Consider the following 26746-nt stretch of genomic DNA (forward strand, 5'->3'; position numbering starts at 1 on the left):
TCTCGATATTCATTACCTCCTTTATCGTCGGCGGTTTAATATGCGTTATTGGCCAACTGATGTTTGATGTGGCAAAAATGACCCCGGCACATACACTATGTACATTAGTTGTAGCGGGATCTATCTTAGACGGATTTGGTCTTTATGAACCGCTAATCGACTTTGCTGGGACAGGTGCCACGATTCCGATCACATCATTCGGTAACGCATTGACACATGGAGCGCTTGCTGAAGCCGAGAAACACGGGCTTATCGGTGTCTTGACTGGGATGTTCGAAGTGACGAGTTCGGGTATTAGTGCAGCCATCCTTTTTGGATTCATCGCATCATTTATTTTTAAACCGAAGGGCAATATTTAAAAATGATTGTGCAAACGCCCCCTTCTTCTCTCCGCTATCTGCATAGGATAGATGGAAGGGAAGGAGGGATTTTTATGTTTGGTGGATGCTATCCTTACGGTTATGGCGGAGGGTATGGCGGAGGAAGAGGCTATTATGGCGGTTCCACTTTTGTTTTAATTGTAGTTCTCTTCATCTTGCTAATCATTGTTGGCAGCAGCTTTTGCTAAGGGGGAGGTAAAAGAGTATGAATGACTCGTTTTTTAAGAAAATCGAAGCCAAAACTGGCGTTCCAATGGAAGAAGTTTTTGCATTAGCAAATGCTATCCAATATGCAGACTTCAGCGACGAACGGCAAGTCCGTAAAATCGTAAAAAAAGTCGGCAGGCTTGCAAACAAAAATGTCCCACAACATATGGAAGACGAATTAGTAAAATCAATCGTCAACAATGGGAACTCCGTAAACTTCAACGACATCCAACGAATGATGGGGTAATACCAAGTGCTGAAGGTGGCGTTTAGCTGCGACAGGCGGTGGAAGGTTTGAAATAAAGGCGTTCTTTGCCTTTACTTTCAAACCTGAAGCGACCCGAGCAGCTGCCACCTGAAGCCGGATGATACCAAAAATGAGAGGGTGGCGTTTACGCCGCCCTTTTTCAAATACATACAAAAACAATTGTTTCATATAATAAGAGAACGGTTATAGAGTATAAAAGGAGTGAGGAAATGGGTTATCAACTGCCAATTCAACCAATTCAATCCGAAATATATGCAAATCGTATGAATGCTGGACAGAACAATTTTGCTTATATCAATCGCACTCAAAAAGTAAGTTTGAATCCCGAATTAATGAATAGATTCCAAAGCCATCTCCAGCAAGAAGTAATCGCGAGTCTGGAAGGGAAAGGACTTATGGTGAATAAATACGTATAAAGGAAAAGTGAACCTTGAAAGGGTTAGTAGTCTTCGATATATCGGTAGGTCTAAAGTAATGAAACGACGATAACTCATTGAAAGTGACCGATAACTCGAACCGATTGACCGATAACTTGCGAGAAGTGATCGATAACTCTCAAAAAGTGACCGATAACTCGCGCCAAGTGACCAATAACTTCTCAACCGTCCCATTGCAATATGAAAAACCGCTTCAGTCAACACGGACTGAAGCGGTTTTTCCTTGTGTATACTTAGTTACTAATATCCTTTTCCATAGCACGATGGGGGATATCCGCATCCATGAATTCAGGAGAAGTGACAATATAGCCAAGCTTCTCATAGAAAGGTACTGCATAAGACTGTGCGTTCAAAATAATTTTCTTCATGTTAGTGGACTTTGCATGTTTTTCGAGTTCACGCATGATTAGATTACCAAGATGCTTGCCACGTAATTCCTTTAATATGCAAACTCTCTCGACTTTTCCAATACCACTATCAATTTCTCTAATGCGCCCTGCACCAATCGGTCGTTCATCATCATAGATGACGAAATGATCGGCCGATTGATCGAATTCATCCATTTCAAGACCGAGGGGCACTCCTTGCTCTTCCACAAACACCTTTTTCCGAACGTCATACGCTGCTGCCCGATCATGATCAGATCGGGCAATCTTAACCTCAATCAATCTTCAACTTTCCTCATCAAGACGGAAAGTTTCATAAACTGTCCAAGATCCGTCTTCAAGTTGATAGAGGAGATGGATACGATCGATAATTTCTGTATGATCGATTCCAACCATCTTAATTTGACCAATTATGTCGTCGTGTTCACCCGAAGTGAGTTTTTGAGCGATAGTAATATGTGGGACGAAGGAGAATTCTGGCTTTTCGCCAAAGAAGTCTTCATTCAGATCTTTATGGAGTGCAAGTATATCCTCATTCGGTGTTACCTTGAAGAAAATCGTATTTGTAATAGGCGCAAACGTGCTTACTTTTGCTACATTTAACTCGAAGGGGCTATGCTTTTTTGCAACCTCTCGGATTGCTAAAGCCACTTGCTCAATTTCCTTATCGTCAGCTTCAAATACGCCCTTCACAGTCATGTGTGGAGTGATACGCGCATAATGTGGGTCATACCGTTTCCTGTAACCATTTGCCAAATCTTGGAGTTTCTTTGATGGAAATGCGACTACACCATATTTCATCCTTGTGACCTCCTTGTATAATGTTTTAATACACTACTTCATATCCTCAATTATAACAGAATCGCCGACACATTGCCTAAATTGGAATCATTCGTATTGAAAGGAATTTTTTATAGCACGTCTAACGTCCTTTTGCCAATACTTCCATGTATGGTCCCCTATGAATTCTTCATAGAAGTACGAAAACCCTCTTCTTTTGATTAAATTATTTAACTTTCTATTTGGCGTAAGAAAATCTTGAACCCCATCCTCTGTCGTTTTAACTTCCGTTTCCTCTTTGCCAATTACGTGATAGATGGAAAACGCGGACGGATCTTCCAAAGCCTCCACCTGTTCAAGGACATAATCATCCACATAAGGTGAATGAAGAATTACCTTCCCGAAGCAATTTGGATATTTCAAAGCTGTAAGAAGTGAAATTGTCGCTGCCAGAGAATCTCCGATCAACCCTCTACCTGCACCGACTTGGTATGTAGGGTAGTTTTCATCAATGTAGGGAACAAGCTCATGTGCAAGGAAACGGATATACTCTTTGTGGCGATCACCATTTGGATGATACATTCTTCTTCGTTCTTTAACGCTCTTATAAGGTATTCCGACGACAATCATATTATCAATTTCGCCATCGTTGACCAATTCATCTGCCACGCGTCCGATTCTGCCGTATTGAAAATAATCTTTGCCATCCGAGGCAAAGAGAACTGAATACTTATAAAGTGGTGAATACTGATGTGGTAAATGGATGAGAAGCTGCATTTCCTCACCAAGTGCATTACTGTAAAAGCTGACCTCTTCTATTTTTCCATATTCCATCGGTATGTCCTCCCTTGTTGTTTATGTATCAAGATTGTATCATATGGTACCCTACAGGTATAATCCATAGACAGCTTATTAGGTTGGGGGTATAGACATGCTGAATAATCATTCGTTTGGAAGCGGTCATATTATACGTGATAAGCACGGACTAAAAATAAGGAGGCAATGATAAATGTTCACAGGTAAAAATATAGTTCATAGCGACGTTGTCACGAAAGCAACTAAGGATGCTTTACTCCGGCGAGGTGTCACGCTTGAAGACGTGGCTAAGATTGTATATGAAATGCAAGTTCCTTATAATGAAGGTCTTGACCTTGCAGAATGTGTAGATTCCGTCGAAAGAGTGCTCCGTAAAAGGGAACTGCAACATGCAATCCTTGTGGGAATCGAATTGGATGAATTAGCTGAGCAAGGGAAATTATCAGCTCCTCTACAACAGATTGTTGATTCGGATGAAGGACTTTTCGGTGTGGACGAAACGATCGCATTAGGTGCAGTGTTCACGTACGGTTCCATAGCCGTTACAACTTTCGGTCATTTGGATAAAAATAAGATCGGCATTATTAATGACCTCGATACGAAAAAAGGAATTGGCGTCCATACATTTTTAGATGACCTTGTAGCGAGCATCGCATCATGTGCCGCATCGAGATTGGCACACAGAAAAAGGGATTTGGATGAAGCTGGAATAACATACTTTGACGAAAAAGAAAAATAAAATAAGAAGAATAGTTAATAGTGGGCATCCAAGGAAGATGATACAGTTGTTTATCATCTTCCTTTTCTTAATTAATTCAGAATGAAAACGCTTGCGATTTGCAGATTATTCACAAGAAACGTTGACAAGCGAATGATTAGTTGTGATAGAATAGGTGTTAAGTTGCAAAACTATAAGAATACAAAAAGGGAGAGAGATTGTATGAATAAAAGAGTAGGTCGCATTCTTGCATTGATGTCAGTGCTTACATTGCTACTTCTATCAGCATGTGGTAAAAAAGACATTGAATATCTAAGTATTTTGACAGGCGGTACGCAAGGTACTTATTACGCACTTGGGGGGGCGCTTGCAGAAAACATCGGCAAGGATACTGGTATTAAAACAACAGCTGAAGTTTCACAAGCATCTGCAGCAAACATGACTGCCCTTAAGGACGGAAAAGCTGAACTTGCTTTCGTGCAGACGGATATCGCTTATTATGCGTCTAAAGGTGAAATGATGTTTGACGGCGAAATCATCGACACGGTTTCAGCAATCGGTTTCCTATACCCGGAAACAGTTCAATTGGTAACTCTTGAAAAGAGCGGCATCAAGTCATTTGCTGACTTGAAAGGTAAAAAGGTATCTGTAGGAGCGCCAGGTTCAGGAACTTATGCGAATGCTGAACAGCTTCTTGAAATCCATGGTTTGTCTATGAAAGATATCCAAGCTCAAGATTTGGACTTCGGCGAGTCCACAGAGAGTTTGCAAGCTGGGCAAATCGATGCAGCATTCATCACTGCTGGTACTCCAACAGCTGCTGTTGAAGGGTTGAACGCAACAGCAAAAGTATTTATCGTTCCAGTTGAAGATGCCAAAGCTGACGAATTGATCGCAAAATATGGTTACTATGCAAAAGAAGTTATCCCAGCAGGAACTTATGGTATTGCTAATGACACACCTACAGTATCAGTTGGTGCAATGTTAGTAATTCAAAATGATATTCCAGAAGACGTGGCTTATAAAATCACAAAATCGATTTATGACAACGCATCTAAATTGACGCATCCAAAAGCTGCGTTGATCAAGGTTGAAACTGGTCTTGACGGTATCGGTATTCCGGTACACCCAGGTGCTCAAAAGTACTTTGACGAACACAAATAATTGAATCAAAGCAGAAAGAAAATCGGGGCGGTGAAGCGACATGCTTCATCCGTCCCATTCTTAATTGCGACACAGAAAGGAAGAAGGCGGATGAAATGGAAGAAAGTACTTCCGCCCATCATTCTGCTGCTCACGCTCCTTGCCTTCCTCGCCTTTATTTTCCTGCCGATACATAAGGTGTTCTCATTTACGGAATATCGAGCCAATCATCCGAAAATCTACTATGTAAGGATGAAAAATGAGCAGGAATTTCAAATAAGGTATGTTCACTCCATCTTTTTAACTGATGTAATTGAGTCCTATAAGGTGACCAATCAAAATGCCATACAGTTATTATCTATGCAATATGAGAATGTTGGAATTGGCTTACCGGGATACGCGGAAGAAGGCCAAACGTTATCTGTCAAGGATGGTTTGTATACGCTTACCTTTCTGGACACCATTATCCAATCATTTGTCCTTTTTGTTGGCGATGTCGATGCGGATCTCGCTTTCCGCTATGAGGGACTTGAAACAGATTTGAAAAAACATTTAATAAGGGGAAAATCGTACACATTTAGTGTGCAAAGACTATCTTTTTACCAATTGATGAAAGGAGTAAAGATAAATGGCTAAAGATAAAAAACGGGAAGAAGAAATACAAGTTAATTCTCAAGTAGAAGACAATGAAATGTTAACAGAAGAACAGCAGTTAGAAATCCTTCAGAAGTACGATCCGGAGTCAAATACCCGGAATGTTAAAGGAATCTTCAAGATTATTGTGTTTGTTGGATTATTGTCCTTTTCGCTTTTCCAATTATACACATCCATCGGAACACCATACACTGCCTATATTCAGCGTTCCATTCACTTAGGTTTCGCATTGTCACTTATTTTTATTTTATTCCCGGCGATAAAGAAACCGGGTGTAAAAAAAGACAAGGTGCCTTTCTATGACGTAATTCTTTCCTTACTTGCGATTGCTGTTGGGTTGTATTGGCCGCTATTCTACGGTGACCTTATTGGTCGCGTCGGACGGGTTTCCGAAATGGATTTATTCATCGGTATCGTAGCAATTCTTTTAACATTGGAGGCTGCACGACGGGCTGTTGGGCTACCAATTACTATTATTTCAAGCATTTTCTTGGTATATGCGTTTTTCGGACCGTATTTTCCAGGGTTCCTTGCACATCGTGGCCAAGATATAAAGAGTATTGTGCAGCTGATGTTCTATACGACGGATGGTATTTTAGGGACGCCGATTAGTGTTTCTGCGACATTCATCTTTGTGTTCTTGTTATTCGGGGCTTTCCTCGTAAAAACAGGCGTCGGAAACTATTTCAATGATTTGGCTGTTGTACTTGCTGGTCGTTTGACCGGTGGTCCTGCAAAAGTTGCGATCTTCTCGAGTGCATTGCAAGGAACGATTTCAGGAAGTTCCGTTGCAAACGTTGTTGGTTCTGGTTCATATACAATTCCAATGATGAAAAAGTTAGGGTATCGTAAGGAATTTGCTGGCGGAGTTGAGGCGGCTGCTTCAACTGGTGGGCAGATTATGCCACCAATCATGGGGGCTGCAGCGTTCCTAATGGTTGAATTCATCGGAGGCGTAAGGTATTGGGATATTGCCAAAGCAGCTGCTATTCCAGCCTTGCTATACTTTACCGGAATTTGGATCATGACGCATTTTGAAGCGAAGCGTGTCGGTCTTAAAGGCATGACCGAGGATCAAATGCCGAATCGGAAAGCGACATTGAAAAAGATTTATCTTTTATTGCCGATTTTAGGAATTATCCTTTTCCTATTACTTGGAGTTCCGACGATGAAAGCGGCTTTATTAGGTATTGTTCTTACTTTAGTCGTCAGTTTCTTTGATAAATCTACACGTCTTGGACCTAAAGATATTATTATGGCACTTGTTGATGGTGCACGTACTGCATTGGCTGTTGCAGCAGCGACTGCATGTGCCGGTATTATCGTTGGGGTTGTTGTTAAAACAGGATTAGGGTTAAGCCTTGCAAATGGACTTGTTTCGGCTGCGGGTGGAAATATTCTATTAACGCTTATCTTTACAATGCTTGCAGCCTTAGTACTTGGGATGGGGTCGCCGACAACTGCAAACTATGTCATTACGTCGACGATTGCTGCTCCTGCCATCATCCTATTGCTTATGGGCGGTGAGATGGGACCAGATACGACTATTCCGGTTGTCGTAGCGATTTCTGCCCACTTATTCGTGTTCTATTTCGGGATTATCGCGGATATCACGCCGCCTGTTGCACTTGCTGCATTTGCCGCTTCTGGTATTTCCGGAGGGGACCCGATTAAAACGGGAGTTGTATCTGCAAAACTTGCGATTGCAGCATTCATCATTCCGTATATGTTTGTATTCAATCCGGCAATGCTTATGATTGATTCATCCTTCTTAGAAATTATTTGGGTCGTCTTCACCGCCATCGTCGGTATGATTGCAATCGGTGCAGGAATGATCGGCTATTGGTATAGGAAATGCAATTGGATCGAGCGGATTATTACAGTGGGAACTGGATTATTGTTAATTTATCCAGAAACTATTACTGACATAGTTGGTCTTGTACTTTTCGTTATCTTATGGGCAATTCAATGGAAATCGAAAGGCAATGACGATAAAAGGAAAGTTGCAGTTGCTTCATAATTGAAAAAAGCTGCCACTGAAGATATTCAGTCTTCTGTGGCAGCTTTTTTACTATTTAGTTTTGTGTAATTTCTTCTACCTATTAAATAATATCAATAGTTGTTACTATTGAATTAATTGTCTTTTATGATTATAGTAGAAAGTATCATGTGATTTGAAAATTGGTAGAAATTAGTGAACAAGCTGAAGGGTGGAAGAAAAATGTTGAAATTATCAAATGTATCAATTACCTATAATGATAAAGCCGTTTTGGATAAATTGGAGTTAACGGCCAATATAGGGGAAATTATAGGCGTGGCGGCTCCAAACGGAACCGGGAAATCTACAATGTTCAATGTGATGGCAAATTTTGTGAAGCCAGATTCGGGACATGTATTATTTGATGGAAAATACGCCTACCGAAATGAAAAGGAAGAGTTATTGATACATAAGCAGTTATGTACTTTTCCGGAACAAAAAGATCTGTTTGGCGAGTTATCCGGAGTGGATCACCTGAAACTCTATGCAAATATGTGGAAGGGATCGGCAAAACATGTACCAGCAGTCATTGAGCGACTTCAAATGGGGAACTATGTGAAAAGGAAGGTCCGCACATATTCGTTGGGAATGCGTCAGCGTTTATGCTTTGCAATGATGATGGCAGCTGACACGCCTGTAATCCTTTTGGATGAAGTGATGAATGGCCTTGATGTCGACAATGTGGCTCTCCTATCGGAATGCTTAATGGAAATGAAAAAGGATAAGCTCATTTTTGTCGCATCTCATTTACTATCAAACCTGGATTTATATGCTGATAGGGTCCTTTTCTTGAAAGACGGAAAGTTTGTGCATGAACATAAATTTACCGGTGAAAATGATGTTTACCTAAAAATTGAAACAACTCCTGAAAAATATGAAATTCTGAAAGAGAAGGAGAAATTGCCACTAGGTCATATCTATTTGGCAAACCACTTATTATGTATTCCACTACAGGGAATGAGTACTGCAGAACAGACGAAGTGGATCGAACGGATGCTTGACTATAATGAAAAAGAAATGACAGTTGGCCCACTCGGAACGGTGGAATACTATGATAAGTTTTATTCGAAAAATGCATAATTTTGTATAGAAATAAGTAAAGAAATTACTTTACTATTAAAAGGGGAAGTTGGGATGAATCGAACTTATTTGAAGCATGAATTTCTTATAACAACGAGAAGCAAACGGAATATTCCTTTTATATTATTTATGGCCGTTTTGCTATTAAGTTATTGTTTGATTTTATTGCCGAATAAAGAAACAAAAGAAACCTATTATCCTGAAGAGGTTAGGGATTATTTGACTACCCTTGAAGTGGAGCAGAAGTTCAGGGAGGAAAAAGGAAACACAGGAATTATCATATTCACTGGCCAGCCTGTGTATGCCATGAATGCATATTATTACAAGCTGAACCACGCAATGCTAACAGCGTACGAGGATAAGAACTACACACGCTTCCTATATTTGAGGAATTTCACCCTGTTAGGGAACGAGCGGGAATACACAGCAGATCCAAATCTTTTTACACTTTCACCTTTCCCAGGCAAAGACAGGGCACATTTATATCAGCAAACAATGATGCGCTATGAGGATTATCTTGAAAATGATTACCCCATTACATATGGCTTGATGTATGAAAAGACAGGCTTGCAGGCTTTACAAAAATTCCTACAGACAAACGGAATTCTATTCATTCTGTTCTGTGTAATCTATTTTAGCAGTGATATTTTGTCAAGGGACCGTAAATACCAGACAGTTCTGCAAGGGATGCCGTTGTCTTGGTATCGTCAATTGAATTTGAAATCACTATCGACATTTCTTTATTCACTACTCATAATCGCTGTCATGCTTGTTGTAGGTGTCATCGTAATGAGCTTGCAGTTCGGTTTTGGCTACTTCGATTTGCATGTACCTATCATGATCGGTCAGCAATTGTTTACAGCTGAAGATTATGATGTCATTTCCATTGCAACTTTTATAGGGAAAACATTTATGGGGATTCCATTATTAGTCTTCCTATTCATCCGATTGAATATCATTTTAGGTTTGATACTAAAAAACGAATGGGTTGTCCTTTTAGTAAGTAGTTTAATACTCTTCTTGGATCGTCTATTCGCTACAAGAACGACAAGGGAGCTATTCGGACAAGATATCAGCTTTTTTCCTCAGATCTATTTTGACTTCGGAAAGATTGTCGATGGGGAAAAGAATTTTCTATTGAATGTGGAGACGATTACATTCGCAAAAGGGCTTGTTGTATTACTTGTCACAATCGCCGTTATCGAAGCTCTACTATTCATCTGTTCAAGAATCATCAATAAAAGACGTTTCTATAAAGCATAAAAATAATGAACAGGAAAGGATACGATTATGTTTTGGAAGTATTTATTATTTGAGACAAAATTATTGTTGCATAATCGGAAAAACTGGTTGTTAGGATTAGCGATAATCGTGTTTTTCCCATTGTATTATTCCAGTTATAGTTTAACAGATATTAAGGATTTGCAAAGAAAGAAAAATGATGAAGCGCAGCAATTTCATACCGTCTTCAATGCTTTCCCAGAAGAGCTTCGGGAGACGACAGAAGGGTTAGCGGCCTATAATAATTTAACAAAGCAATCCTCTTTGCTTAACATGCAGAGATTTTATTTGTGGAAGAAAGCTGATTATGACAAATATATAGATGATGGTATCAAGTTGAGTGAATTGAAACTTGAATTGCATGCGTTGGGAAATATAGGGGTACATCCGAAGTACGTTATTCCTAAAGAGGAAATTCAAAAGGAAATGGCGCTTTTACACTATTATAAAGACCATGAACTGCCGATTATTCCGAATCCATTTGCTGCAAGCAACTATTTACCGGTCGCTTTAAAATTGATCAGCGGATTAGTGTTTTGCCTATTCATATTAATCAGCGGCAGTAGCATGTTAATCATTGATCAGCACAATCAATCTGTTGTTAGCGGTTTTCCAGTTTCCTTCATGAAAAAGGTCACTAGCAAAATAGCTATCCATTTCGTCCAGGCCATGCTGTTCTTACTAGTCGGCGTGATAGTTGGGGCGTATTATGTTGCAGGTAAAACGGAGTGGGGGAGCTTTGTTACACCAGTCTTAGTTTACCAAGATGCCGATTTCATTGCAGTATCAACAATTCGATATATTCTATACATGTTCATCGCTTTTGCACTGATTGCGATATTCCTGTATTTAGCCTTTATTTTGATTAATGTACTAACAAAGAATCTATATGCGACGATTTTGATATTACTGATCATCCTTCTTGCTCCAGATTTATTAAGTGTGGCAGGTGTTGAATCCAATCTGTTATATCCGTTGAAATTTATAGATATAGGCTCCGTATTAAGTGGGGAAGCCGCAATGGAATTCGGCATTAAAAACTTGGACTTCAAACATTCTTATAGTTGGCTAATAGGCTTAAATCTGATAGCTATTACCATTTTATATTTGCGTAATATGCTTCTATATATTCGTAGAGGGGAATTTGCATTAAAAGCAAGCTGAGGCAGAGGAGTTGGCGAACACATAGGAGAAAATCGGGGATGGTGGATTGTTATGGATTACAATATAAGGAATTGGTATAAGTCGAGATTTGGGATAATAGGGTCAGTTTTTTTTGTGGCAACATGCCTTTTATTAATGACAGGTTGCAATCCATTACAAGGGACGGCGACAGAAAAAATCATTAACTATGAAAAAAACTTTGAAATTGTTGGATCAGAAAAGGATGAGTTGATCGGAAAGGTGAATCCTGAGATTTTCTTTACAGCTAATCGGAGCAATGAAGGTTTGGAACAGGTAGGACACAATGTGTATACAAAGGAAGGTGTAAAAGTCAACCTTCAGGAGGGAAGGTACTTGATCACGGGGCAACCGGCAGGAAATATTTTTATTTATGATGAAAATGGTAATCTTGTCATCCGTGAAGTTGTTGGTTATGGAGGGGTTGCCAGTCTTTCGGTTGATATTAAGGATTCATATACTATCTTTGCGGATGGTGGATATGATTATGTTAATTTCACACCACTATCGACACTTCCATCTACTGAACTGACAGCAGGTATTTGGGAGGTTGGATTAGATATCGAAGCCGGGGAGTACATCGTTAGCAACGATAACGGATTGGGATATTTGGAAGTACATGAAAAGGGCAAAGAGCCTATTCTGTATGAAATAATTGGAGGATCCCAAATATCTCAGTCGACAAGTCGTGTGAGTCTGATAGATGGGCAAAAGCTCCGTGTCACGAAAATATCCAAAGTTTTATTTACACCAGTGGAAGATTAAACTTCAGTGAGTATGTTCATAAAAAGTATGTTCATGAAAAAGTGCCTAATGAAAGGGCACTTTTTTCCTACCTGTACTAAAATAGAGGTAACTATTCAAGGAAGGGAACGGGTTGAGTGCAACTGACACTTACTTTCATTATTTTAGGAATCACTGTTGTTTTATTCATGACGAATAAAATTAGGGCGGATCTTGTTGCGGTTCTTGCATTGCTTGCATTTGTACTGACCGGCATTCTATCTCCGATTGAGGCATTGTCGGGGTTCTCCAACTCGGTAGTTATCATGATAGCGGCTTTGTTTGTAATCGGCGCGGGGATTTTACGGACGGGACTTGCCCAAATGGCTGGGTCACTTCTATTAAAATATTCCGGTGACAGTGAGAAAAGGCTATTCATACTTTTACTTGTCATCGTTGCCTCAGTTGGTGCCTTTATGAGCAATACCGGAACGGTTGCACTTATGTTGCCGATCGTTGTCAGCATTGCGATAAGCATTAATAGTAGCCCTTCAAAATACTTGATACCACTTTCCTATATGGCCAGTTTTTCTGGATTGCTCACGCTGATCGCTTCACCACCGAATTTAATCATCAGTCAAATGCTTGTCGACAACGGTTATGAGAGATTAAGCTTCTTCCAAATTACACCGATTGGAATAATTGGTGTTGTCGTTGGAATCATCTATTTATATCTTGTTCGGAATAGATTGTTGCCGAAAAGAAAAACCGCCTCTTCGAATATGAATAATAAATTATCAACTAAACAACTTGCTGCTGATTATCAGCTTGGTGGTAATCTTTTTCTTGTTAAAGTACCGACAGGGTCCGATCTTGTAGGGAAACGACTAACACAGCTGAAGATACCAGCTACATATCATCTCTGTATCTTGAAAATTAGCAGGAAATCAACGGAAGGCATGAACTTATTGCCAATGAATTTTCATGAAATGGCAGGGCCGAACAGCGTCATTCAAGAGAAGGACCGACTTTATATTCAAGGTTCACTTTCTAATGTAGAAAAGTTTGCGGAAGACTATGGTTTGTCTGTAGAACAAAGCACGTCCGAAGCGGATGAACTTGTCTCAAAACAGTTGGGCATCGCGGAAGTGCTTCTTACTCCACACTCCAGCCTTATCAATGAGACACTTCGCACAATCGGATTTCGGGAGAAATACAATTTAAACATTTTGGGCATTAACCGGCAAGGTGATTATGTTGTGAAAGACATGTCAAAGCAGACGTTGCGATTTGGGGATGCCCTACTTGTACAAGGTTCGTGGGATTCGATTGAATTACTTTCAAGGGATACACGGAATGTCGTCGTCATCGGGCAACCGAAAGAGCATGCAAGTATGGCTGCTGCCAGCGGAAAGGCCTCTATTGCGGGTGCTATTATGATTTTGATGGTGCTTCTCATGGTTCTTGAAATCTTCCCGGCAGTCATTTCGGTATTGATCGGTGCCGCTTTGATGATCTTGACGGGATGTGTCCGGAATATGGATGATGCATATGGTCAAATCAACTGGGAGAGTGTAGTCCTAATTGGGGCAATGCTACCAATGGCGACAGCACTTGAGAAGACCGGAGGAATGGTGCTTTTATCTGAAGGGATCATTACATTTATGGGCGGGCTTGGGCCATTGGGGATTTTAGGTGGTATCTTTTTCCTTACAATGGTGTTTGGTCAATTTATTAGCAATACAGCTACAGCCGTGTTATTCGCACCGATAGGGTTAAGTGCGGCTCTTACCATCGGCGTTAGCCCGTATCCATTTTTAATCGCAGTCGCGGTTGGGGCCAGTATGGCATTTTCGACACCAGTCGCATCTCCGACGAATGCGCTTGTTATGACGGCAGGAGGCTATCAATTCAAAGATTTCGTTAAAATAGGTATTCCCTTGCAATTCATCATGTTAATCGTCATGATGATTGCTATTCCGATTTTGTTTCCATTATGATAGGTAGTAGGTTGACTATTAAATAGGAGTGGATGAAATGGCTATCGATGTATATCTAACTTTCAACGGAAATTGCAGGCAGGCAGCAGAGTTTTATGCAGAAGTGTTCAATACAGAAAAACCAAAAATCATGACATTTGGCGAAGCACCACAAAATCCTGAATATCAGTTACCAGAGAACGCCAAGGACCTGGTCCTGCACACTCGGTTGAATATTAATGGAAGCAATGTCATGTTCTCTGATACGTTCCCGGGTTCACATTTTGTTCAGGGGAATAATGTGAGCTTAGCTTTTGTTAGTAATGACATGGAAGAAATCAAAAGTACTTTCGACAAGTTGAAAGTAGGCGGCAAAGTGGCGATGGATTTACAAGAAACCTTCTGGAGTAAGAGCTATGGCTCATTGCAAGATAAATTCGGCATCGAATGGCAACTTAGCCACGAAGAGTGAGTATAGAAAAACGGCAAGGATTCATATCCTTTGCCGTTTTTGTTTCGGCTGAAACATTAATAGGAAAACTATAATGTGACTGACAATCATAGAGGGTGTTACAATAGCCTAAGACATTTGCCTATCTGAAAGGAAGAAACGATGATGAAAATCAAAGAAATTGATATTTATGCAATCCACCTGCCTTTACACGAGCCATTTGTAATTAGCTACGCTAGCTTTGACTATATGCCTTCCATCATTGTCAAAATCACTACTGACACGGGTCATATAGGCTATGGTGAGGCGGTTGCTGATGAACATGTAACAGGAGAAAGTTGGGAAAGTACATATGCACTATTGAAACATACACTTGCGCCGAAACTGATTGGCATGAATCCAGCCCAAATGGAAAAAATCCATGCAACGATGGATGCGGAAATATACGGAGTGCCCGCTGCAAAAGCGGCAATGGACATCGCTTGCTATGATGTCGTCGGAAAAGCACTTGGTGTTCCTGTCTATGATCTATTAGGAGGAAGATACCATGATGAATTCCCAATCACTCATGTACTGAGCATTGCAGCTCCAACGCATATGGCGGATGAGGCGGAGCAGCGTGTTACAGAAGGATACCGTTCATTGAAAATGAAAGTCGGTAAAAACGTTTGGGAAGACGTGGAAAGAATCAAAGCAGTGCGGGAGCGCGTAGGAGAATCGATTGCAATCCGTGTCGATGTCAACCAAGGTTGGGTGAACAGCTCAACAACATTGCAGGCGTTAAAGAAACTTGAGGATTGTTCACTCGATTGGCTGGAGCAACCAGTTAAAGCCGATGATATCGATGCGATGGTGGAAATCAAATCAAAGACTTCAGTTCCAGTAATGATCGATGAAGGTCTAAGGGGATTCCGTGAAATGAGGGAAATCATCGCAAAACGTGCTGCTGACAAAGTGAATATAAAGCTGATGAAATGCGGAGGCATTTATCCGGCTATAAAACTCGCCCATATGGCGGAAATGGCCGGAATCGAATGCCAGGTGGGATCCATGGTGGAATCCTCAATTGGCTCAGCTGCCGGCTTCCATGTTGCATTTTCCAAGAAAATCATGACAAGTGTCGAATTGACGGGCCCTTTGAAGTTTAGTGAGGATATTGGTGACTTGAAATATGATATACCTATCATTCGTTTAACGGAAAAAGCCGGTTTAGGCGTTACAGTCAACGAGGATATATTGAATAAATTGACAATCTTTACGGAGAAAGTGGTCTAATGGAAAAAGAACTTACATTGAAAAGCGGCCAAACTGTCATTATTAGGATCCTACATACAAACGATCTGCAGCAGATTATGAAATTACAGGAGAAAGTAATCGCTACATTGGCGGATGCATCCTTCCTACAACCACTTTCCGAAGAGGAATTTCTTACTATTCTCCACGGTAACGGATCGATAATCGGTGCATTTCATGACATTACGTTGATTGGCTTCAGAGCGATGCTTGAACCGAAAATCAATGAAGAGCATTTAGGGTATGACGCGGGATTGAGCGAGTCTGAATTGCCATATGTTCTTTATTCCGAAGTCTCTAATGTCGATCCTGATTATCGGGGAAACAGCTTACAGCAGATTCTTGGTAAGTTACTGATGAAAACGATCAATACACATCGTCACCGCTATGTATTTGCGACGGTTGCTCCATTCAATATCGCCAGCCTAAAAGACAAATTTGTATTGGGAATGCATATCGTTTCCTTAAAAGAGAAATATGGCAATCTCCTCCGTTACACTATGATGAAAAACCTTGTAACGAATGATAAAGTAGAACGGGAAAGTACCATTGTTGATATGTCCGATATCACAAGGCAACAATCATTGTTGAGCGAAGGTTGGATTGGTATCGGCATAGAAGAGAAAAATGGATCTTGGATTGTGAAATATCAAAAATGAAAACAGAACCGTTCCAGTCAAGGGGGATACAAATGAATTTTACAGTGGGTAAGAAGTTATGGACAGGTTTTCTATCCTTATTAGTTTTGATGATAATTTCAGGTACATTCAGTTACTTGGTCATTCCACACATAAGTGGGAACTACAAATCGCTTCTTCATGATCAAATGGAGAAAATTGTTTTGTTAGAACAGCTTTCATCCGATCAAAAAGAACTTTCATATGATTTACGGGGCTACTTACTGCGCAATGATATGAATTACTTGGAGAACCGGCAAAACTTGCTTGAATCAATGGACGAAAAAGTAAAGGAAATGGAACTTGCTTTCAAATCAAAAGAAAATAGAGCATTGCTTGAAGAACTAAAGATCGCATCGAAGCAGTATCACCTTCTAACCGATGAAGCAATTGCTGCTTTTGAAATTGGTAATGACAGGGAGGCACTTGAATACGCTGAAAAAGCGGAGCCTTATCAGATCCTCACATTAGAAAAAGCAAGTAAACTAATTACCAACCAACGTGGGCAAATAATTAAAGCTGAAGAAGAAATGGAAAAAAGAATTACATCAACCGGATACTTCATTATAGGAGTAATGGCGATTGTTATTATTTTAAGTGTAATCATCTCATATTTCATTAGTAGAAATATAACTCGACCGGTTAAAAAAATGACCAGTGGAATAAAAAGGCTTGCTCAAGGGGATTTTGCAATAGATCCTTTGGATATTAAGAATAAGGATGAAATTGGTGAAATGGCAATCGCCTTCAATGAAATGAAAACAGATCTTCGGATGGCTATTATAAACACAAGGGATTCAGCATATCAGTTAGCTGCACAAGCACAGCAACTAACAGCAAGTTCTGAGGAGAGCCTTGCCGCTTCTGAATTGGTAGCAGAAATTGCTGAAAAGAACTTATTGGCAAGTGATATGCAGGTAAAACTTGTGAATTCTTCAAATGATTCAATGGGTGAAATGGTGAATGGTATTAATCAAATTACGGCAGACAATGCGGCAATGCTCAGGTCATCGGACAAAGTCCTAAGACTCGTGGGAGATGGCGCTACTATGATGGAGGACGTAACGGATCAGATGACAAGCATATCCACTTCCTTCCGCCAATCCGCTGACATTATAACGGAACTATCCGTGCATTCTGAAAGAATACGCAATGTTACCGAAATTATTACCGGAATCGCTGAGCAGACCAACCTCCTTGCTTTAAATGCGGCGATAGAAGCTGCTCGTGTCGGAGAACATGGAAGAGGCTTTGCGGTCGTCGCTAATGAAGTTCGAAATTTGGCAGAGCAATCGAAGAAATCGGCTGAAGAAATAGGTCGAATGATTGACGCAGTCACTCGAAATGTTTCACTCGCGGTGAATAGTACAGAAGTTGGGACCGGATTAGTAAAAGAAGGGCTTACAATTACAAAAAAGACGAATAATGTGTTCAGCGAAATTGAAATGGCATCGAATGATGTTAGCGCCAAAATTGAAACAGTTTCAGCAGCAATTGAACAAATTCGTTCTATGACTGAAAGTGTAACTATGGGAGCAAGAAAAGTAGAGGAGCTTGCAATACAGACATCGGCGGAGGCCCAGTCAACAAGTGCTGCAACAGAAGAACAATTGGCTTCCCACGAAGAAATTACCTCAAGTGCCCAAACCCTTTCGGAAGTCGCTGAAAAGCTGCAAAACGATATGAGACGTTTTACAGTATAATGAAAACTCCATGCCAAACGAACGGCGTGGAGTTTTTTCATTTCGTTCTAACGATTCTGAATAAATTGTATTGCCGAAAACCTATTAGAGTGGTACAATCAATTTCTGTTTCGCTAAAACCCCAACATCTCTATAAAAAGCAGGACGCAAAATACGCAAAATGGAGGACTGTATATGCAGAAACATCCCGATTTTGAGTTTGAATTGCAGCGCCTTGACTACACGAAGCACTACATGCAAAAGCTCCTTTTAGAGTCGATGCGTGACGTGCAATCCTCACAAGATGAAATACGCCATGCAATGGCCGACTTGGATTATTTAGATTCAAGTTTAAGCTACATCAACATTTTGACGAATACCCGATTTTTTGAAATGGCCCGAACACAAAAGGAAGGTTTAGAGGCAATCCAGGAAAAGCCTTATTTTGCCCGAATCCATTTTAAAGCGGATGGCGAAAAAGATGAATTCCTCTATATCGGAAAAACATCCGTCTTTCATCAGGAAACACAAGAACCGATCATTGTCGATTGGCGTTCACCTGTTGCGAATGTGTACTATGATGGCAGATTGGGAGATTTGACGTATAAAGTGCGTGACGAAGAAGTCAGCGGGCATCTTTTTTCAAAACGGCAGTACAAGATTGAAAAAGGGGAATTGCTGGATATCCTCGATGTCGACCTAACAACGAATGACGAATTGCTTCAGGAAGCTTTGGCCGGAAAAGCGGATGTCCGATTAACGGAAATCGTTTCAACAATCCAAGCCGAACAAAATGAAATCATTCGCGCGAATCTGAGACAGCCAATCATTGTACAAGGAGCAGCCGGAAGTGGAAAGACAACGATCGCACTTCACCGTATATCCTATTTTCTCTATACAATGGGAGCCGATTTTCCTTCAGAGAAATTAATGATTTTAGCACCAAGCAAGCTTTTCATGGAGTATATCGGGGATGTGTTACCGGAATTAGGCGTCGGTCGGATATGCCAAACTACATTCACTGAGTATGTGTTGAACGCCACGGGATTGAAGCTAAAGTTAGCCGATCCGAACGGAAAGTTGGAGATGCTGACTGCCGGCACTTTCGTGAATGAAGAAACACTTTTCATCGCAAAAATGAAAGGGACACTAGAATACCGCGAAATCATGCAACAGTATGTCAAGAAATTAGAGCATGAGACGGCGGAACTATTTGAAGATATCTATATTGAGAAATATCGGATTATAAGGGCCGCTCGACTAAAAAAGTTGTTTTTAGAGGACTTCAATTATATGCCGCTTGAGAAACGAATTGAGCGGATTCGCGTCATTGTCCAAAGCGAAGTGAATCGAAAGAGGAAACAACTTTATAAAATCCTCTCCGATAAATATGAAGAAGCGCTCGATAAAGCACTGTACGGAATTCGTGATGATGAAAAGCGGAGATCACGAATTACAAGGATTATGGACGAGCGCGACGAACGTCTACCTTCTATTGAAAAGGAAGGGAAGCAAAAAGTCGCTTCCTACATGCGAAGATTTAAAAAGTTCAATTGTAAAAAACTATACAGGGATTGGCTTACAGATCCACAATTACATAAAGAATTAGCATGCCACTGGTCCGATTCGGAAAGGGATGCTTTTTTTGCCGCGCACGTTATTGATTTATGGGAAACGGAAGATTTAGCAGCCCTCTATTATCTACATGCAAAGCTTAAAGGTATCGAGGATAAATGGAAAATGCGAGTCGTCTTCATCGATGAAGTTCAGGATTATAGCGAATTCCAGCTTGCCGCACTCCAAGACGGACTCGAAACCGATATGTTCACAATGGTCGGGGACCTGGCGCAAGGAATCCATAGCTACAGAGCGTTAACATCTTGGGACCCAGTGCAGCAAATGTTCCCCCGAGCAACGTACACAACCTTACAAAAAAGTTACCGGACCACAATTGAAATCATGGAACTCGCGAATAAAGTCCTTGCCCAAATGGACGAAGATTTGCCTTTAGTCGAACCAGTTGTCCGCCACGGCAGGGACCCGGAGTTTTATAGAATGAATAGCCTTGATACTTCCAAGGTGAATGAAATCTATCAAGCAATACTCCAGAGGGGGCACCGTTCGATAGCGTTAATCTGTAAAACGCGGAAAGAAGCGGCGGCCATCCATAAACAGCTTGAACAATCGGGAATGCCGGTTCAATTATTAGGTGAGAACTCCGATATAAACGGGGATTGCCTGTTGATCGTGCCAAGCCACTTATCCAAAGGCCTGGAGTTCGACGCAGTAATCATCGCGGCCTACGAAGAACCTTTCCGCGACCATCCAATCGATCGAAAGCTGTTATACGTCGCAATGACAAGGCCAATGCATGAATTACATCTGATTTCCGACTCACTAATTCCATTGATATCACCGAAAAATGCATAAAGCCATCTATAAACGCATAAACCGCCGGAATCACGCATAACACGGACGAAAAGCTCATAAATGAAGAAAAGTACGCATATTTCCGTTTAAACACGCATAAATCGCTTCAGAAGCTCATAAGAGATTTAATTTACTCATAAGGTATGAAATATAAGAAATATCATGAATAATACAAGCGAGAGTATTGACTTGAAAAGTAAATGATTATAACGGGTAGAAGGTAGCAAGACGCTATTCTTTTCCCGTTTTTTATATAGGTCTCGTTTATCATGGCAGAGTTCCCATTCCCCTCTCTAGGACGAAGATATATGAATATTGGAATATGAATAAATATAATTTGTAGTATAATCTGATTAAGGGGGGGAGGTAACATATGCCACAGATCCACCATTATTGGAGAATACCTGATGAACAGGTAATGGACGGGATTTTGCAATTACATAACGAAGTTTTCGAAAATGCGGATGAACTGCTTGAGAAGGCTGCGAAACGACCAAACATTCTATTTGTAGCCGCAACTGAACAAAATAAGATTATTGGCTATAAAATCGGCTATGAGCTTTCTGCTGACCGCTATTATAGTTGGTATGGTGCCGTTCAAACGGAATTCAGGGGAAAAGGAATTGCCTCCATGCTTATGGAACTGCAGCATTGTCTTGTAATGGAAGCAGGGTATAAAGCAATCGAAACAAAGACTAGAAACAAGTGGCGTAATATGTTGATATTGAATATAAAACATGGTTTTGATATAACTGAAACTTTTTATGATGATGAAGGAATTCACCGAATTACTCTGGTGAAAAGCCTAATAGAAAATAAGGAAGTGATTTAAATTGAAATTGAAAAAAGCGCTGGTTGGCATATTTGTAATGATGATGATACTTAGTGGGTGCGGTAAAGGATACTGGATAATGAAAAAATCGAAGTTGGATGAGGAGCCTGGGGTCAGGGCGCATGTTAATTATTTGCAAAATGAAAAGCCGGATCGAAAAGGTTTTAAAGTCATTGATATTAACGAAGGGAAAAAGTTGGTCGTCGTATCTACTGGAACAAGTAAAGTAGAGTTGGAAGCGGTAAGTGTGGAATACTTGGAAAATCAAACAGTTGTCACGGTGAAAGAGATCGAGGCGGATAGTGACGAGATAAATCCGTATATTCTCATCGGGCTTGATAAACCTGTGAGTAAATTTAAAGTGGTCAATGAAGATGGGGAAGAGTACGATATTGGATTTTAATGTTGCCTGACTTCCCACAGAGTGGCGTTGACTTCCCATAGAATGGTGATGACTTCCCATAGAGTCGCCGGGACTTCCCGTAAAAGGTTGAAGACTTCCCATAGAATCACTATGACTTCCCATAGAATGGCGCAGACTTCCCGTAGTGCCGCCCGGACTTCCCATAGCGTTACCTAAAATTCCATCAACATAGAAGGACCGGCTCTCGCTGGTCCTTCTTAGCACTACCTATATAAGGAAAACCTATAAATTACTATAATAACTATCGAATTTCCTTATCACTCTCCAAGGAGTATACTTAAGGTACCAACAGGGGGGTGTTCGTTTTGGAATATTTATCACTATTTTTTATTGGGGTTATCGCAACCACAATTGGTACATTGGCAGGGGGTGGTGGACTAATCAGCCTTCCTGCAATGTTGCTTTTAGGGGTCCCGATCCACTCGGCAATCGGTGCGAATAAAGTATCTAATACAGTTAGTTCCTTTACAAGCTTTCTATTCCTTTTGAAACATAAACAAATCTCTTTACGGGAATCGTTCTGGATCATTCCTGTCAGCTTGATTGGCGGGGTAAGTGGGGGCTTCATTGCGACGATGCTTTCGGAAGACCGCTTGTATATATTGGCGATCATTCTCCTTTCATTTGCATTCATCACTTCATTCATCGGTAAGGGGGATTTCGAAGGGCAGGAGAAATTGAAAGCAAGTAAATTAAGTATTCCTGGGTTATATGGAATCGGCATCTATGATGGTCTATTTGGACCGGGACAAGGTACGCTCATGCTTTACTTATTCGGGCATTTGAAAGTTGCGTATATTAAGGCGGTTGGCTATGTGCGCCTTGCAACGTTTTCAAGCTGTTTCGGGGCAGCCATCACCTATATTGCCGCAGGGAAAATCATTTGGCCGTTAACGCTCATGCTTATGCTTGGCTCGATTACTGGGGCGCAAACCGGAGTGCGTATCGCAGAAAAGTTGAAGCCGAAATTTGTGAAGCCGTTATTACGGGTTGTTACCGTAGCTTTAATTATCCAAATTGTAATTGAGAATATTTGAATTGTAAAATAAGCCTCGTGGAATCAGGTAAATTCCACGAGGCTTTATTTCTGTTTGAAAAGGGAATGCTTATTACTGAACGATTCAAATTGTAGGTGAAAACATGCTACGGACAATCGGAATGACTACAGAGAGTGAAATGATTTTTGATTTCAGGCTTGAGGAGATTAAGTCACTTCCACTTGAATGGTATTGGGTGGATTTTGATCGGCCGACCGATGAGGAAAGTGAACTATTGTTTAGCTATTTTGACTTTCACCCATTAGCCATTGAAGATTGCTTAGGTCGATTGCAAAGACCAAAAATGGATTACTATGATGGGTTTTCATTCTTCGTGCTGCATTCAATTTGCAGTGACGACCTGGAGGCCGAAGAGTTGAACATGTTCCTTGGGGATAATTTCATCGTCACATTCCATAGAGGAAAGCTGCAGGAAATGGAAAATGCACGTGAGATGATTCTTACAACATCGAAAACATGGGATCAAGGACATAAATATGTTGTCTATCAAATCTTCGACAAAGTGGTCGACCAGTATTTCCCGATTTTATATAATATTGAAGATCATCTGGATGATATCGAGGAGGAACTTTCGCCAAGGACTGTTCATCTATCGATGGATTACGTATTTGAAGTAAGAGGCGATTTACTGCGTTTACGCAGAACGATTTTTCCTATGAGGGAATTGTTATATAGAATGCTCAATTCAGAGCGGTTAAATTTCACCCAGCAGGAGCGTGCTTATTTCTCTGACGTTTACGATCATTTGATTCGCCTCGGAGAAATGATCGACTCCAATCGAGAGCTGACGGCTGATATCCGGGATAGTCAATTGTCCATTAATTCCAATCGAATGAATAGTATTATGACAACATTGACAATCATTTCATCCATTTTCATCCCATTGACATTCATCGTAGGCGTCTACGGCATGAACTTTGACCGTATGCCCGAATTGCATTGGCGGTTCGGCTACCTGATTGTAATCGTAGGAATGGCTCTGATTGCGGTAGCCATGATTAGTTGGTTCAAACGAAAAGGTTGGTTCGGTATCGGCAAGACTTGAAGACAGCCGCACCCGGTAACAAAAGGGGGCGGCTGTTTTCATTCAAAAGAAAAATGTTCGATGATCTCGTATTTTGGGGATTTTGAAGGATGGATCGTGAAAAGTGAAAATCCGTCAACAATAAATTCGATAGGTGGATAAGTTTCCTTTGGAATTGCAAAATCACCAACTGACTTCCGTTTTTTCGCAATTGTAATATGTGGTGTAAATCGTTTGTCAATTTCAATGCCAAAATCTTTCCTGCCAATCGCGGCGATTGATTGTTGTAATGCATATAGTTGGGGGGATGCCTCCACAGACAAATAGACGACCCGCGGACCTTTTGGAGATCCAAAGAATGAAAGACCGCTCACCGATAAATTGAACTCCTTATGTTGGCTAACAACTGCATCAAGTTCTTGTTTCAAATGCGGGATTCTCTCCTTAGATAATGCGCCTATGAACAACAAGGTGATATGTAAGTCATCCATATGGGGAATTGCCTTGTAAGCAGAGGCAAGGTTGTATTTCTCCTTATAATGCCGGACTGTATCTTCAATGGAAGATGGTGTTTTTATCCCAATAAAGTAATGGTTATTCATATGTCCTCCTTGGAAGGTTCTTTTCCTTTATTGTAGCCTAACTGTTGTAGAGTTATAAATTAACTTGATTAACTGGTGCCTCTTTTCAGAAGAATGTGGTAATATGTATTTTGGAAGTTCTTTTAAAGGGGGAAAAAGAATGGTAGTTTTTACGAAAAAAGAAGTTGTTACTGATAATTTCCACGGAACTGAAATAGCTGATCCATATCGGTGGTTGGAAGATCCGAAAAATCCCGAAGTGCAGCAATGGGTGGATTTACAAAATGAGAAAACACAAGAATACTTATCTGGGTACCCACACAAGGATAAAGTTAAGGCGAAATTGACGGAAACATGGAATTTTCCCAAGTACACCGTTCCACGTAAAGAAGGAGATTATTTTTATTTCCATAAGAATGATGGTTTACAAAATCAGGCAGTATTCTATCGCGTTAAAGATCTTGATGCTGATGAGCTTGAAGTCATCCTCGATCCGAATACGATGAATGAGGAAGGGACCGCAGCGATTACGAATCTATCATTTACGAAAGACGGTAAGCGGTTGGCATACGGGATTTCCTTCAATGGCAGTGACTGGCAAGAAATCAAAGTGCGTAATTTGGAGACGGGTCAAGATGAGGCTGATCTAATCCGGTTTTGCAAGTTCAGTAATATTGCATGGAATGAAGAAGGGACAGGTTTTTACTACAATCGTTTCCCGGATCCATCCACAGTTCCTGCTGATGAGCAAAGCTTCAACAATAAAGTGTATTGGCATGAATTAGGAACAACCCAAGACGAGGATGTCTTGATATACGAGGATCCATCTAATAAGGAGTTCTCCTTCAATCCGATCTTCTCGGATGATTATCGTTATTTAGTATTGAACGTTTGGAAGGGTACAGAAAATAAAAGCCGGATTTATTATAAAGACCTCGAAAGTGGCGGGGAATTTGTCCATTTATTCGGCAAGGGCGATGGTGAGTATTCCTTCATTGGCAATGAAGGGCGTACATTCTACTTCATTACAAATGTTGACGCACCTAAAGAAAAAATAATTGCTGTCGATTTGGACAATCCTGCCAAAGAAAATTGGGTGGATATCATCCCTCAACGTGATGATGTCCTTGCATTAGGAAAAATCATCAACCATCAATTCATCGTTTCCTATCTACAGAATGCACATGATGAATTGAAGATTTACGATATGGATGGTAAACATGTGAAAGACATCCCATTACAAGGATTCAACTCGTTGACTGGACTAACTGGAAAAAAAGAGGGCGATACGATGTTCATCGGATATACGTCCTATCTTTCACCTAATGCAATAGGGTGCTATGATTTCAAAACCGGAGAACTTTCCCAGGTTTTCCAACAGAATAATAAGTTCGATACGGAAGGATTCGAAACAACACAGGTCTTTTATCCATCCAAGGACGGTACAAAAATTCCAATGTTCCTGACACATAGAAAGGGCTTGGAATTGAATGGAGAAAATCCGCTTTTGCTATATGGCTATGGTGGGTTCAATGTCAGCTTGACACCAGCTTTTTCTCCAGCAGTTCGCATGTGGATTGAGGAAGGCGGAGTTTATGCAGTCGCTAACTTAAGAGGTGGCGGCGAATTCGGTGAAGAATGGTATAAGGCGGGAACGTTGGAGCGGAAACAAAATGTGTTCGATGATTTTGCGGCAGCTGCAGAATGGCTCATAGCGCAAAATTACACAAAAACGAGCAAGCTTGCAATCATGGGTGGAAGTAATGGTGGATTGCTTGTCGCGACATCCATTACACAACGTCCAGACTTATTCGGGGCGGCAATTTGCCAAGTTCCGGTCGCGGACATGCTACGATACCATAAATTTACGGTCGGCCGCTATTGGGTGACGGATTATGGGAATGCGGAAAAGAATGCTGAGGACTTTGAGTTTATGATCAAATATTCACCGCTGCATAATGTGAAAGAAGGTGTCGAATATCCGCCGACATTAATCACGACTGCAGACACCGATGACCGTGTTGTACCGGCACATGCTAAGAAATTTGCAGCTACATTACAGGCGGGCCATGAAGGGGACAACCCAATTTTGCTCCGTGTAGAAAAAAATGCAGGCCACGGACTCGGGAAACCAACAGCAAAGATTATTGAAGAACAAACAGACGTCTACTCATTCCTATTCAAAACATTAGGTGTGGAGATTAATTAAGAAAAACAGGTGG

General features: G+C 40.8%; 27 protein-coding genes. 23 read left to right on the forward strand and 4 right to left on the reverse strand.

Annotation, left to right across the window (positions count from 1 at the left end; translation table 11 throughout):
* The first annotated feature begins 5 nt into the window (after positions 1 to 5).
* From spoVAE to P5G49_RS05230, 4 genes are all read left to right on the forward strand, one after another.
* Entirely contained in the window at positions 6 to 359 is a 354-nt protein-coding gene (spoVAE, locus tag P5G49_RS05215; protein WP_435877190.1) for a stage V sporulation protein AE, read from the forward strand.
* 74 nt (positions 360 to 433) lie between these two features.
* Entirely contained in the window at positions 434 to 568 is a 135-nt protein-coding gene (locus P5G49_RS05220; protein WP_301242427.1) for a YjcZ family sporulation protein, read from the forward strand.
* A 17-nt stretch (positions 569 to 585) separates the two neighbouring features.
* Positions 586 to 834 carry a stage VI sporulation protein F gene (locus P5G49_RS05225; protein WP_301242428.1) on the forward strand — a complete coding sequence of 83 codons (249 nt, stop codon included), beginning with the start codon at positions 586 to 588 and terminating at the stop codon, positions 832 to 834.
* A gap of 230 nt (positions 835 to 1064) precedes the next feature.
* Positions 1065 to 1271, forward strand: a complete 207-nt coding sequence (locus P5G49_RS05230; RefSeq protein WP_301242429.1) for a hypothetical protein — start codon at positions 1065 to 1067, stop codon at positions 1269 to 1271.
* Positions 1272 to 1525: 254 nt separating this feature from the next.
* Here P5G49_RS05230 and P5G49_RS05235 read toward each other — a convergent pair whose 3' ends face one another.
* The 3 genes from P5G49_RS05235 to P5G49_RS05245 form a co-directional block, all read right to left on the reverse strand.
* Complete coding sequence (locus tag P5G49_RS05235) at positions 1526 to 1960, reverse strand: GNAT family N-acetyltransferase (RefSeq protein ID WP_301242430.1); 435 nt, start codon at positions 1958 to 1960, stop codon at positions 1526 to 1528.
* A gap of 3 nt (positions 1961 to 1963) precedes the next feature.
* Positions 1964 to 2479, reverse strand: coding sequence for a YjcG family protein (locus tag P5G49_RS05240; RefSeq protein ID WP_301242431.1), 516 nt, complete (start codon positions 2477 to 2479; stop codon positions 1964 to 1966).
* A gap of 87 nt (positions 2480 to 2566) precedes the next feature.
* Complete coding sequence (locus tag P5G49_RS05245; RefSeq protein WP_301242432.1) at positions 2567 to 3292, reverse strand: alpha/beta hydrolase; 726 nt, start codon at positions 3290 to 3292, stop codon at positions 2567 to 2569.
* A 175-nt stretch (positions 3293 to 3467) separates the two neighbouring features.
* On the opposite strand from P5G49_RS05245, the gene P5G49_RS05250 reads away from it, so the two are divergent.
* The 18 genes from P5G49_RS05250 (at position 3468) to corA (ending at position 23964) form a co-directional block, all read left to right on the forward strand.
* Positions 3468 to 4013 (forward strand): phosphatidylglycerophosphatase A family protein, encoded by a 546-nt coding sequence (locus P5G49_RS05250; protein ID WP_301242433.1) that lies wholly within the window; start codon positions 3468 to 3470, stop codon positions 4011 to 4013.
* 201 nt (positions 4014 to 4214) lie between these two features.
* Positions 4215 to 5156, forward strand: a complete 942-nt coding sequence (locus tag P5G49_RS05255; protein WP_301242434.1) for a TAXI family TRAP transporter solute-binding subunit — start codon at positions 4215 to 4217, stop codon at positions 5154 to 5156.
* Positions 5157 to 5246: 90 nt separating this feature from the next.
* Entirely contained in the window at positions 5247 to 5771 is a 525-nt protein-coding gene (locus P5G49_RS05260) for a DUF1850 domain-containing protein (RefSeq protein WP_301242435.1), read from the forward strand.
* The gene (locus tag P5G49_RS05265) at positions 5764 to 7809 is read left to right on the forward strand and encodes a TRAP transporter permease (protein WP_301242436.1); all 2046 of its coding nucleotides are present in this window, start codon (positions 5764 to 5766) and stop codon (positions 7807 to 7809) included. Before P5G49_RS05260 ends, P5G49_RS05265 begins: the two co-directional genes overlap by 8 nt.
* 201 nt (positions 7810 to 8010) lie before the next feature.
* Positions 8011 to 8907 carry an ATP-binding cassette domain-containing protein gene (locus P5G49_RS05270; protein ID WP_301242437.1) on the forward strand — a complete coding sequence of 299 codons (897 nt, stop codon included), beginning with the start codon at positions 8011 to 8013 and terminating at the stop codon, positions 8905 to 8907.
* Between the two features lie 54 nt (positions 8908 to 8961).
* Positions 8962 to 10170 carry a hypothetical protein gene (locus P5G49_RS05275; protein WP_301242438.1) on the forward strand — a complete coding sequence of 403 codons (1209 nt, stop codon included), beginning with the start codon at positions 8962 to 8964 and terminating at the stop codon, positions 10168 to 10170.
* A 27-nt stretch (positions 10171 to 10197) separates the two neighbouring features.
* Entirely contained in the window at positions 10198 to 11352 is a 1155-nt protein-coding gene (locus P5G49_RS05280; RefSeq protein ID WP_301242439.1) for a hypothetical protein, read from the forward strand.
* A 51-nt stretch (positions 11353 to 11403) separates the two neighbouring features.
* Positions 11404 to 12135 (forward strand): hypothetical protein, encoded by a 732-nt coding sequence (locus tag P5G49_RS05285; RefSeq protein ID WP_301242440.1) that lies wholly within the window; start codon positions 11404 to 11406, stop codon positions 12133 to 12135.
* A gap of 167 nt (positions 12136 to 12302) precedes the next feature.
* Positions 12303 to 14093 (forward strand): SLC13 family permease, encoded by a 1791-nt coding sequence (locus tag P5G49_RS05290; protein ID WP_301242581.1) that lies wholly within the window; start codon positions 12303 to 12305, stop codon positions 14091 to 14093.
* 37 nt (positions 14094 to 14130) lie between these two features.
* Positions 14131 to 14544, forward strand: a complete 414-nt coding sequence (locus P5G49_RS05295) for a VOC family protein (protein WP_301242441.1) — start codon at positions 14131 to 14133, stop codon at positions 14542 to 14544.
* A 144-nt stretch (positions 14545 to 14688) separates the two neighbouring features.
* The gene (locus tag P5G49_RS05300; RefSeq protein ID WP_301242582.1) at positions 14689 to 15798 is read left to right on the forward strand and encodes a mandelate racemase/muconate lactonizing enzyme family protein; all 1110 of its coding nucleotides are present in this window, start codon (positions 14689 to 14691) and stop codon (positions 15796 to 15798) included.
* Entirely contained in the window at positions 15798 to 16475 is a 678-nt protein-coding gene (locus tag P5G49_RS05305) for a hypothetical protein (RefSeq protein WP_301242442.1), read from the forward strand. Before P5G49_RS05300 ends, P5G49_RS05305 begins: the two co-directional genes overlap by 1 nt.
* A gap of 32 nt (positions 16476 to 16507) precedes the next feature.
* Positions 16508 to 18196, forward strand: a complete 1689-nt coding sequence (locus tag P5G49_RS05310) for a methyl-accepting chemotaxis protein (RefSeq protein ID WP_301242443.1) — start codon at positions 16508 to 16510, stop codon at positions 18194 to 18196.
* A 174-nt stretch (positions 18197 to 18370) separates the two neighbouring features.
* Entirely contained in the window at positions 18371 to 20605 is a 2235-nt protein-coding gene (gene helD / locus P5G49_RS05315; RefSeq protein WP_301242444.1) for an RNA polymerase recycling motor HelD, read from the forward strand.
* A 373-nt stretch (positions 20606 to 20978) separates the two neighbouring features.
* On the forward strand, positions 20979 to 21437 hold the full coding sequence (locus P5G49_RS05320; RefSeq protein ID WP_301242446.1) for a GNAT family N-acetyltransferase: 459 nt from the start codon (positions 20979 to 20981) through the stop codon (positions 21435 to 21437).
* Position 21438: 1 nt separating this feature from the next.
* Complete coding sequence (locus P5G49_RS05325; protein WP_301242448.1) at positions 21439 to 21840, forward strand: hypothetical protein; 402 nt, start codon at positions 21439 to 21441, stop codon at positions 21838 to 21840.
* Positions 21841 to 22166: 326 nt separating this feature from the next.
* Positions 22167 to 22898 (forward strand): sulfite exporter TauE/SafE family protein, encoded by a 732-nt coding sequence (locus tag P5G49_RS05330; protein ID WP_301242449.1) that lies wholly within the window; start codon positions 22167 to 22169, stop codon positions 22896 to 22898.
* A gap of 103 nt (positions 22899 to 23001) precedes the next feature.
* Positions 23002 to 23964 (forward strand): magnesium/cobalt transporter CorA, encoded by a 963-nt coding sequence (gene corA, locus P5G49_RS05335; protein ID WP_301242450.1) that lies wholly within the window; start codon positions 23002 to 23004, stop codon positions 23962 to 23964.
* Between the two features lie 38 nt (positions 23965 to 24002).
* Here the strand turns inward: corA and thpR are convergent, their stop codons facing one another.
* Positions 24003 to 24545 carry an RNA 2',3'-cyclic phosphodiesterase gene (gene thpR / locus P5G49_RS05340; RefSeq protein ID WP_301242451.1) on the reverse strand — a complete coding sequence of 181 codons (543 nt, stop codon included), beginning with the start codon at positions 24543 to 24545 and terminating at the stop codon, positions 24003 to 24005.
* A gap of 139 nt (positions 24546 to 24684) precedes the next feature.
* On the opposite strand from thpR, the gene P5G49_RS05345 reads away from it, so the two are divergent.
* A complete protein-coding gene (locus P5G49_RS05345; RefSeq protein ID WP_301242452.1) occupies positions 24685 to 26733 on the forward strand; it encodes a prolyl oligopeptidase family serine peptidase in 2049 nt (682 codons plus the stop codon).
* The last annotated feature ends 13 nt before the right edge of the window (positions 26734 to 26746 follow it).

This window comes from Sporosarcina highlanderae, assembly GCF_030433715.1.
In the GTDB taxonomy this organism is placed as follows: Bacteria; Bacillota; Bacilli; order Bacillales_A; family Planococcaceae; genus Sporosarcina; species Sporosarcina highlanderae.

Bases quoted from the DNA above. Each gene is read 5' to 3' on its own strand.
- P5G49_RS05275 (WP_301242438.1), top strand. From the start codon at position 8,962: ATGAATCGAACTTATTTGAAGCATGAATTTCTTATAACAACGAGAAGC.
- P5G49_RS05295 (WP_301242441.1), top strand. From the start codon at position 14,131: ATGGCTATCGATGTATATCTAACTTTCAACGGAAATTGCAGGCAGGCA.
- P5G49_RS05250 (WP_301242433.1), top strand. From the start codon at position 3,468: ATGTTCACAGGTAAAAATATAGTTCATAGCGACGTTGTCACGAAAGCA.
- P5G49_RS05240 (WP_301242431.1), bottom strand. From the start codon at position 2,479: ATGAAATATGGTGTAGTCGCATTTCCATCAAAGAAACTCCAAGATTTG.
- P5G49_RS05270 (WP_301242437.1), top strand. From the start codon at position 8,011: ATGTTGAAATTATCAAATGTATCAATTACCTATAATGATAAAGCCGTT.
- P5G49_RS05280 (WP_301242439.1), top strand. From the start codon at position 10,198: ATGTTTTGGAAGTATTTATTATTTGAGACAAAATTATTGTTGCATAAT.
- P5G49_RS05220 (WP_301242427.1), top strand. From the start codon at position 434: ATGTTTGGTGGATGCTATCCTTACGGTTATGGCGGAGGGTATGGCGGA.
- P5G49_RS05300 (WP_301242582.1), top strand. From the start codon at position 14,689: ATGAAAATCAAAGAAATTGATATTTATGCAATCCACCTGCCTTTACAC.
- thpR (WP_301242451.1), bottom strand. From the start codon at position 24,545: ATGAATAACCATTACTTTATTGGGATAAAAACACCATCTTCCATTGAA.
- P5G49_RS05225 (WP_301242428.1), top strand. From the start codon at position 586: ATGAATGACTCGTTTTTTAAGAAAATCGAAGCCAAAACTGGCGTTCCA.
- P5G49_RS05255 (WP_301242434.1), top strand. From the start codon at position 4,215: ATGAATAAAAGAGTAGGTCGCATTCTTGCATTGATGTCAGTGCTTACA.
- P5G49_RS05290 (WP_301242581.1), top strand. From the start codon at position 12,303: ATGACGAATAAAATTAGGGCGGATCTTGTTGCGGTTCTTGCATTGCTT.
- P5G49_RS05230 (WP_301242429.1), top strand. From the start codon at position 1,065: ATGGGTTATCAACTGCCAATTCAACCAATTCAATCCGAAATATATGCA.
- corA (WP_301242450.1), top strand. From the start codon at position 23,002: ATGCTACGGACAATCGGAATGACTACAGAGAGTGAAATGATTTTTGAT.
- P5G49_RS05265 (WP_301242436.1), top strand. From the start codon at position 5,764: ATGGCTAAAGATAAAAAACGGGAAGAAGAAATACAAGTTAATTCTCAA.
- P5G49_RS05310 (WP_301242443.1), top strand. From the start codon at position 16,508: ATGAATTTTACAGTGGGTAAGAAGTTATGGACAGGTTTTCTATCCTTA.
- P5G49_RS05285 (WP_301242440.1), top strand. From the start codon at position 11,404: ATGGATTACAATATAAGGAATTGGTATAAGTCGAGATTTGGGATAATA.
- P5G49_RS05320 (WP_301242446.1), top strand. From the start codon at position 20,979: ATGCCACAGATCCACCATTATTGGAGAATACCTGATGAACAGGTAATG.
- helD (WP_301242444.1), top strand. From the start codon at position 18,371: ATGCAGAAACATCCCGATTTTGAGTTTGAATTGCAGCGCCTTGACTAC.
- P5G49_RS05345 (WP_301242452.1), top strand. From the start codon at position 24,685: ATGGTAGTTTTTACGAAAAAAGAAGTTGTTACTGATAATTTCCACGGA.
- P5G49_RS05305 (WP_301242442.1), top strand. From the start codon at position 15,798: ATGGAAAAAGAACTTACATTGAAAAGCGGCCAAACTGTCATTATTAGG.
- P5G49_RS05245 (WP_301242432.1), bottom strand. From the start codon at position 3,292: ATGGAATATGGAAAAATAGAAGAGGTCAGCTTTTACAGTAATGCACTT.
- P5G49_RS05260 (WP_301242435.1), top strand. From the start codon at position 5,247: ATGAAATGGAAGAAAGTACTTCCGCCCATCATTCTGCTGCTCACGCTC.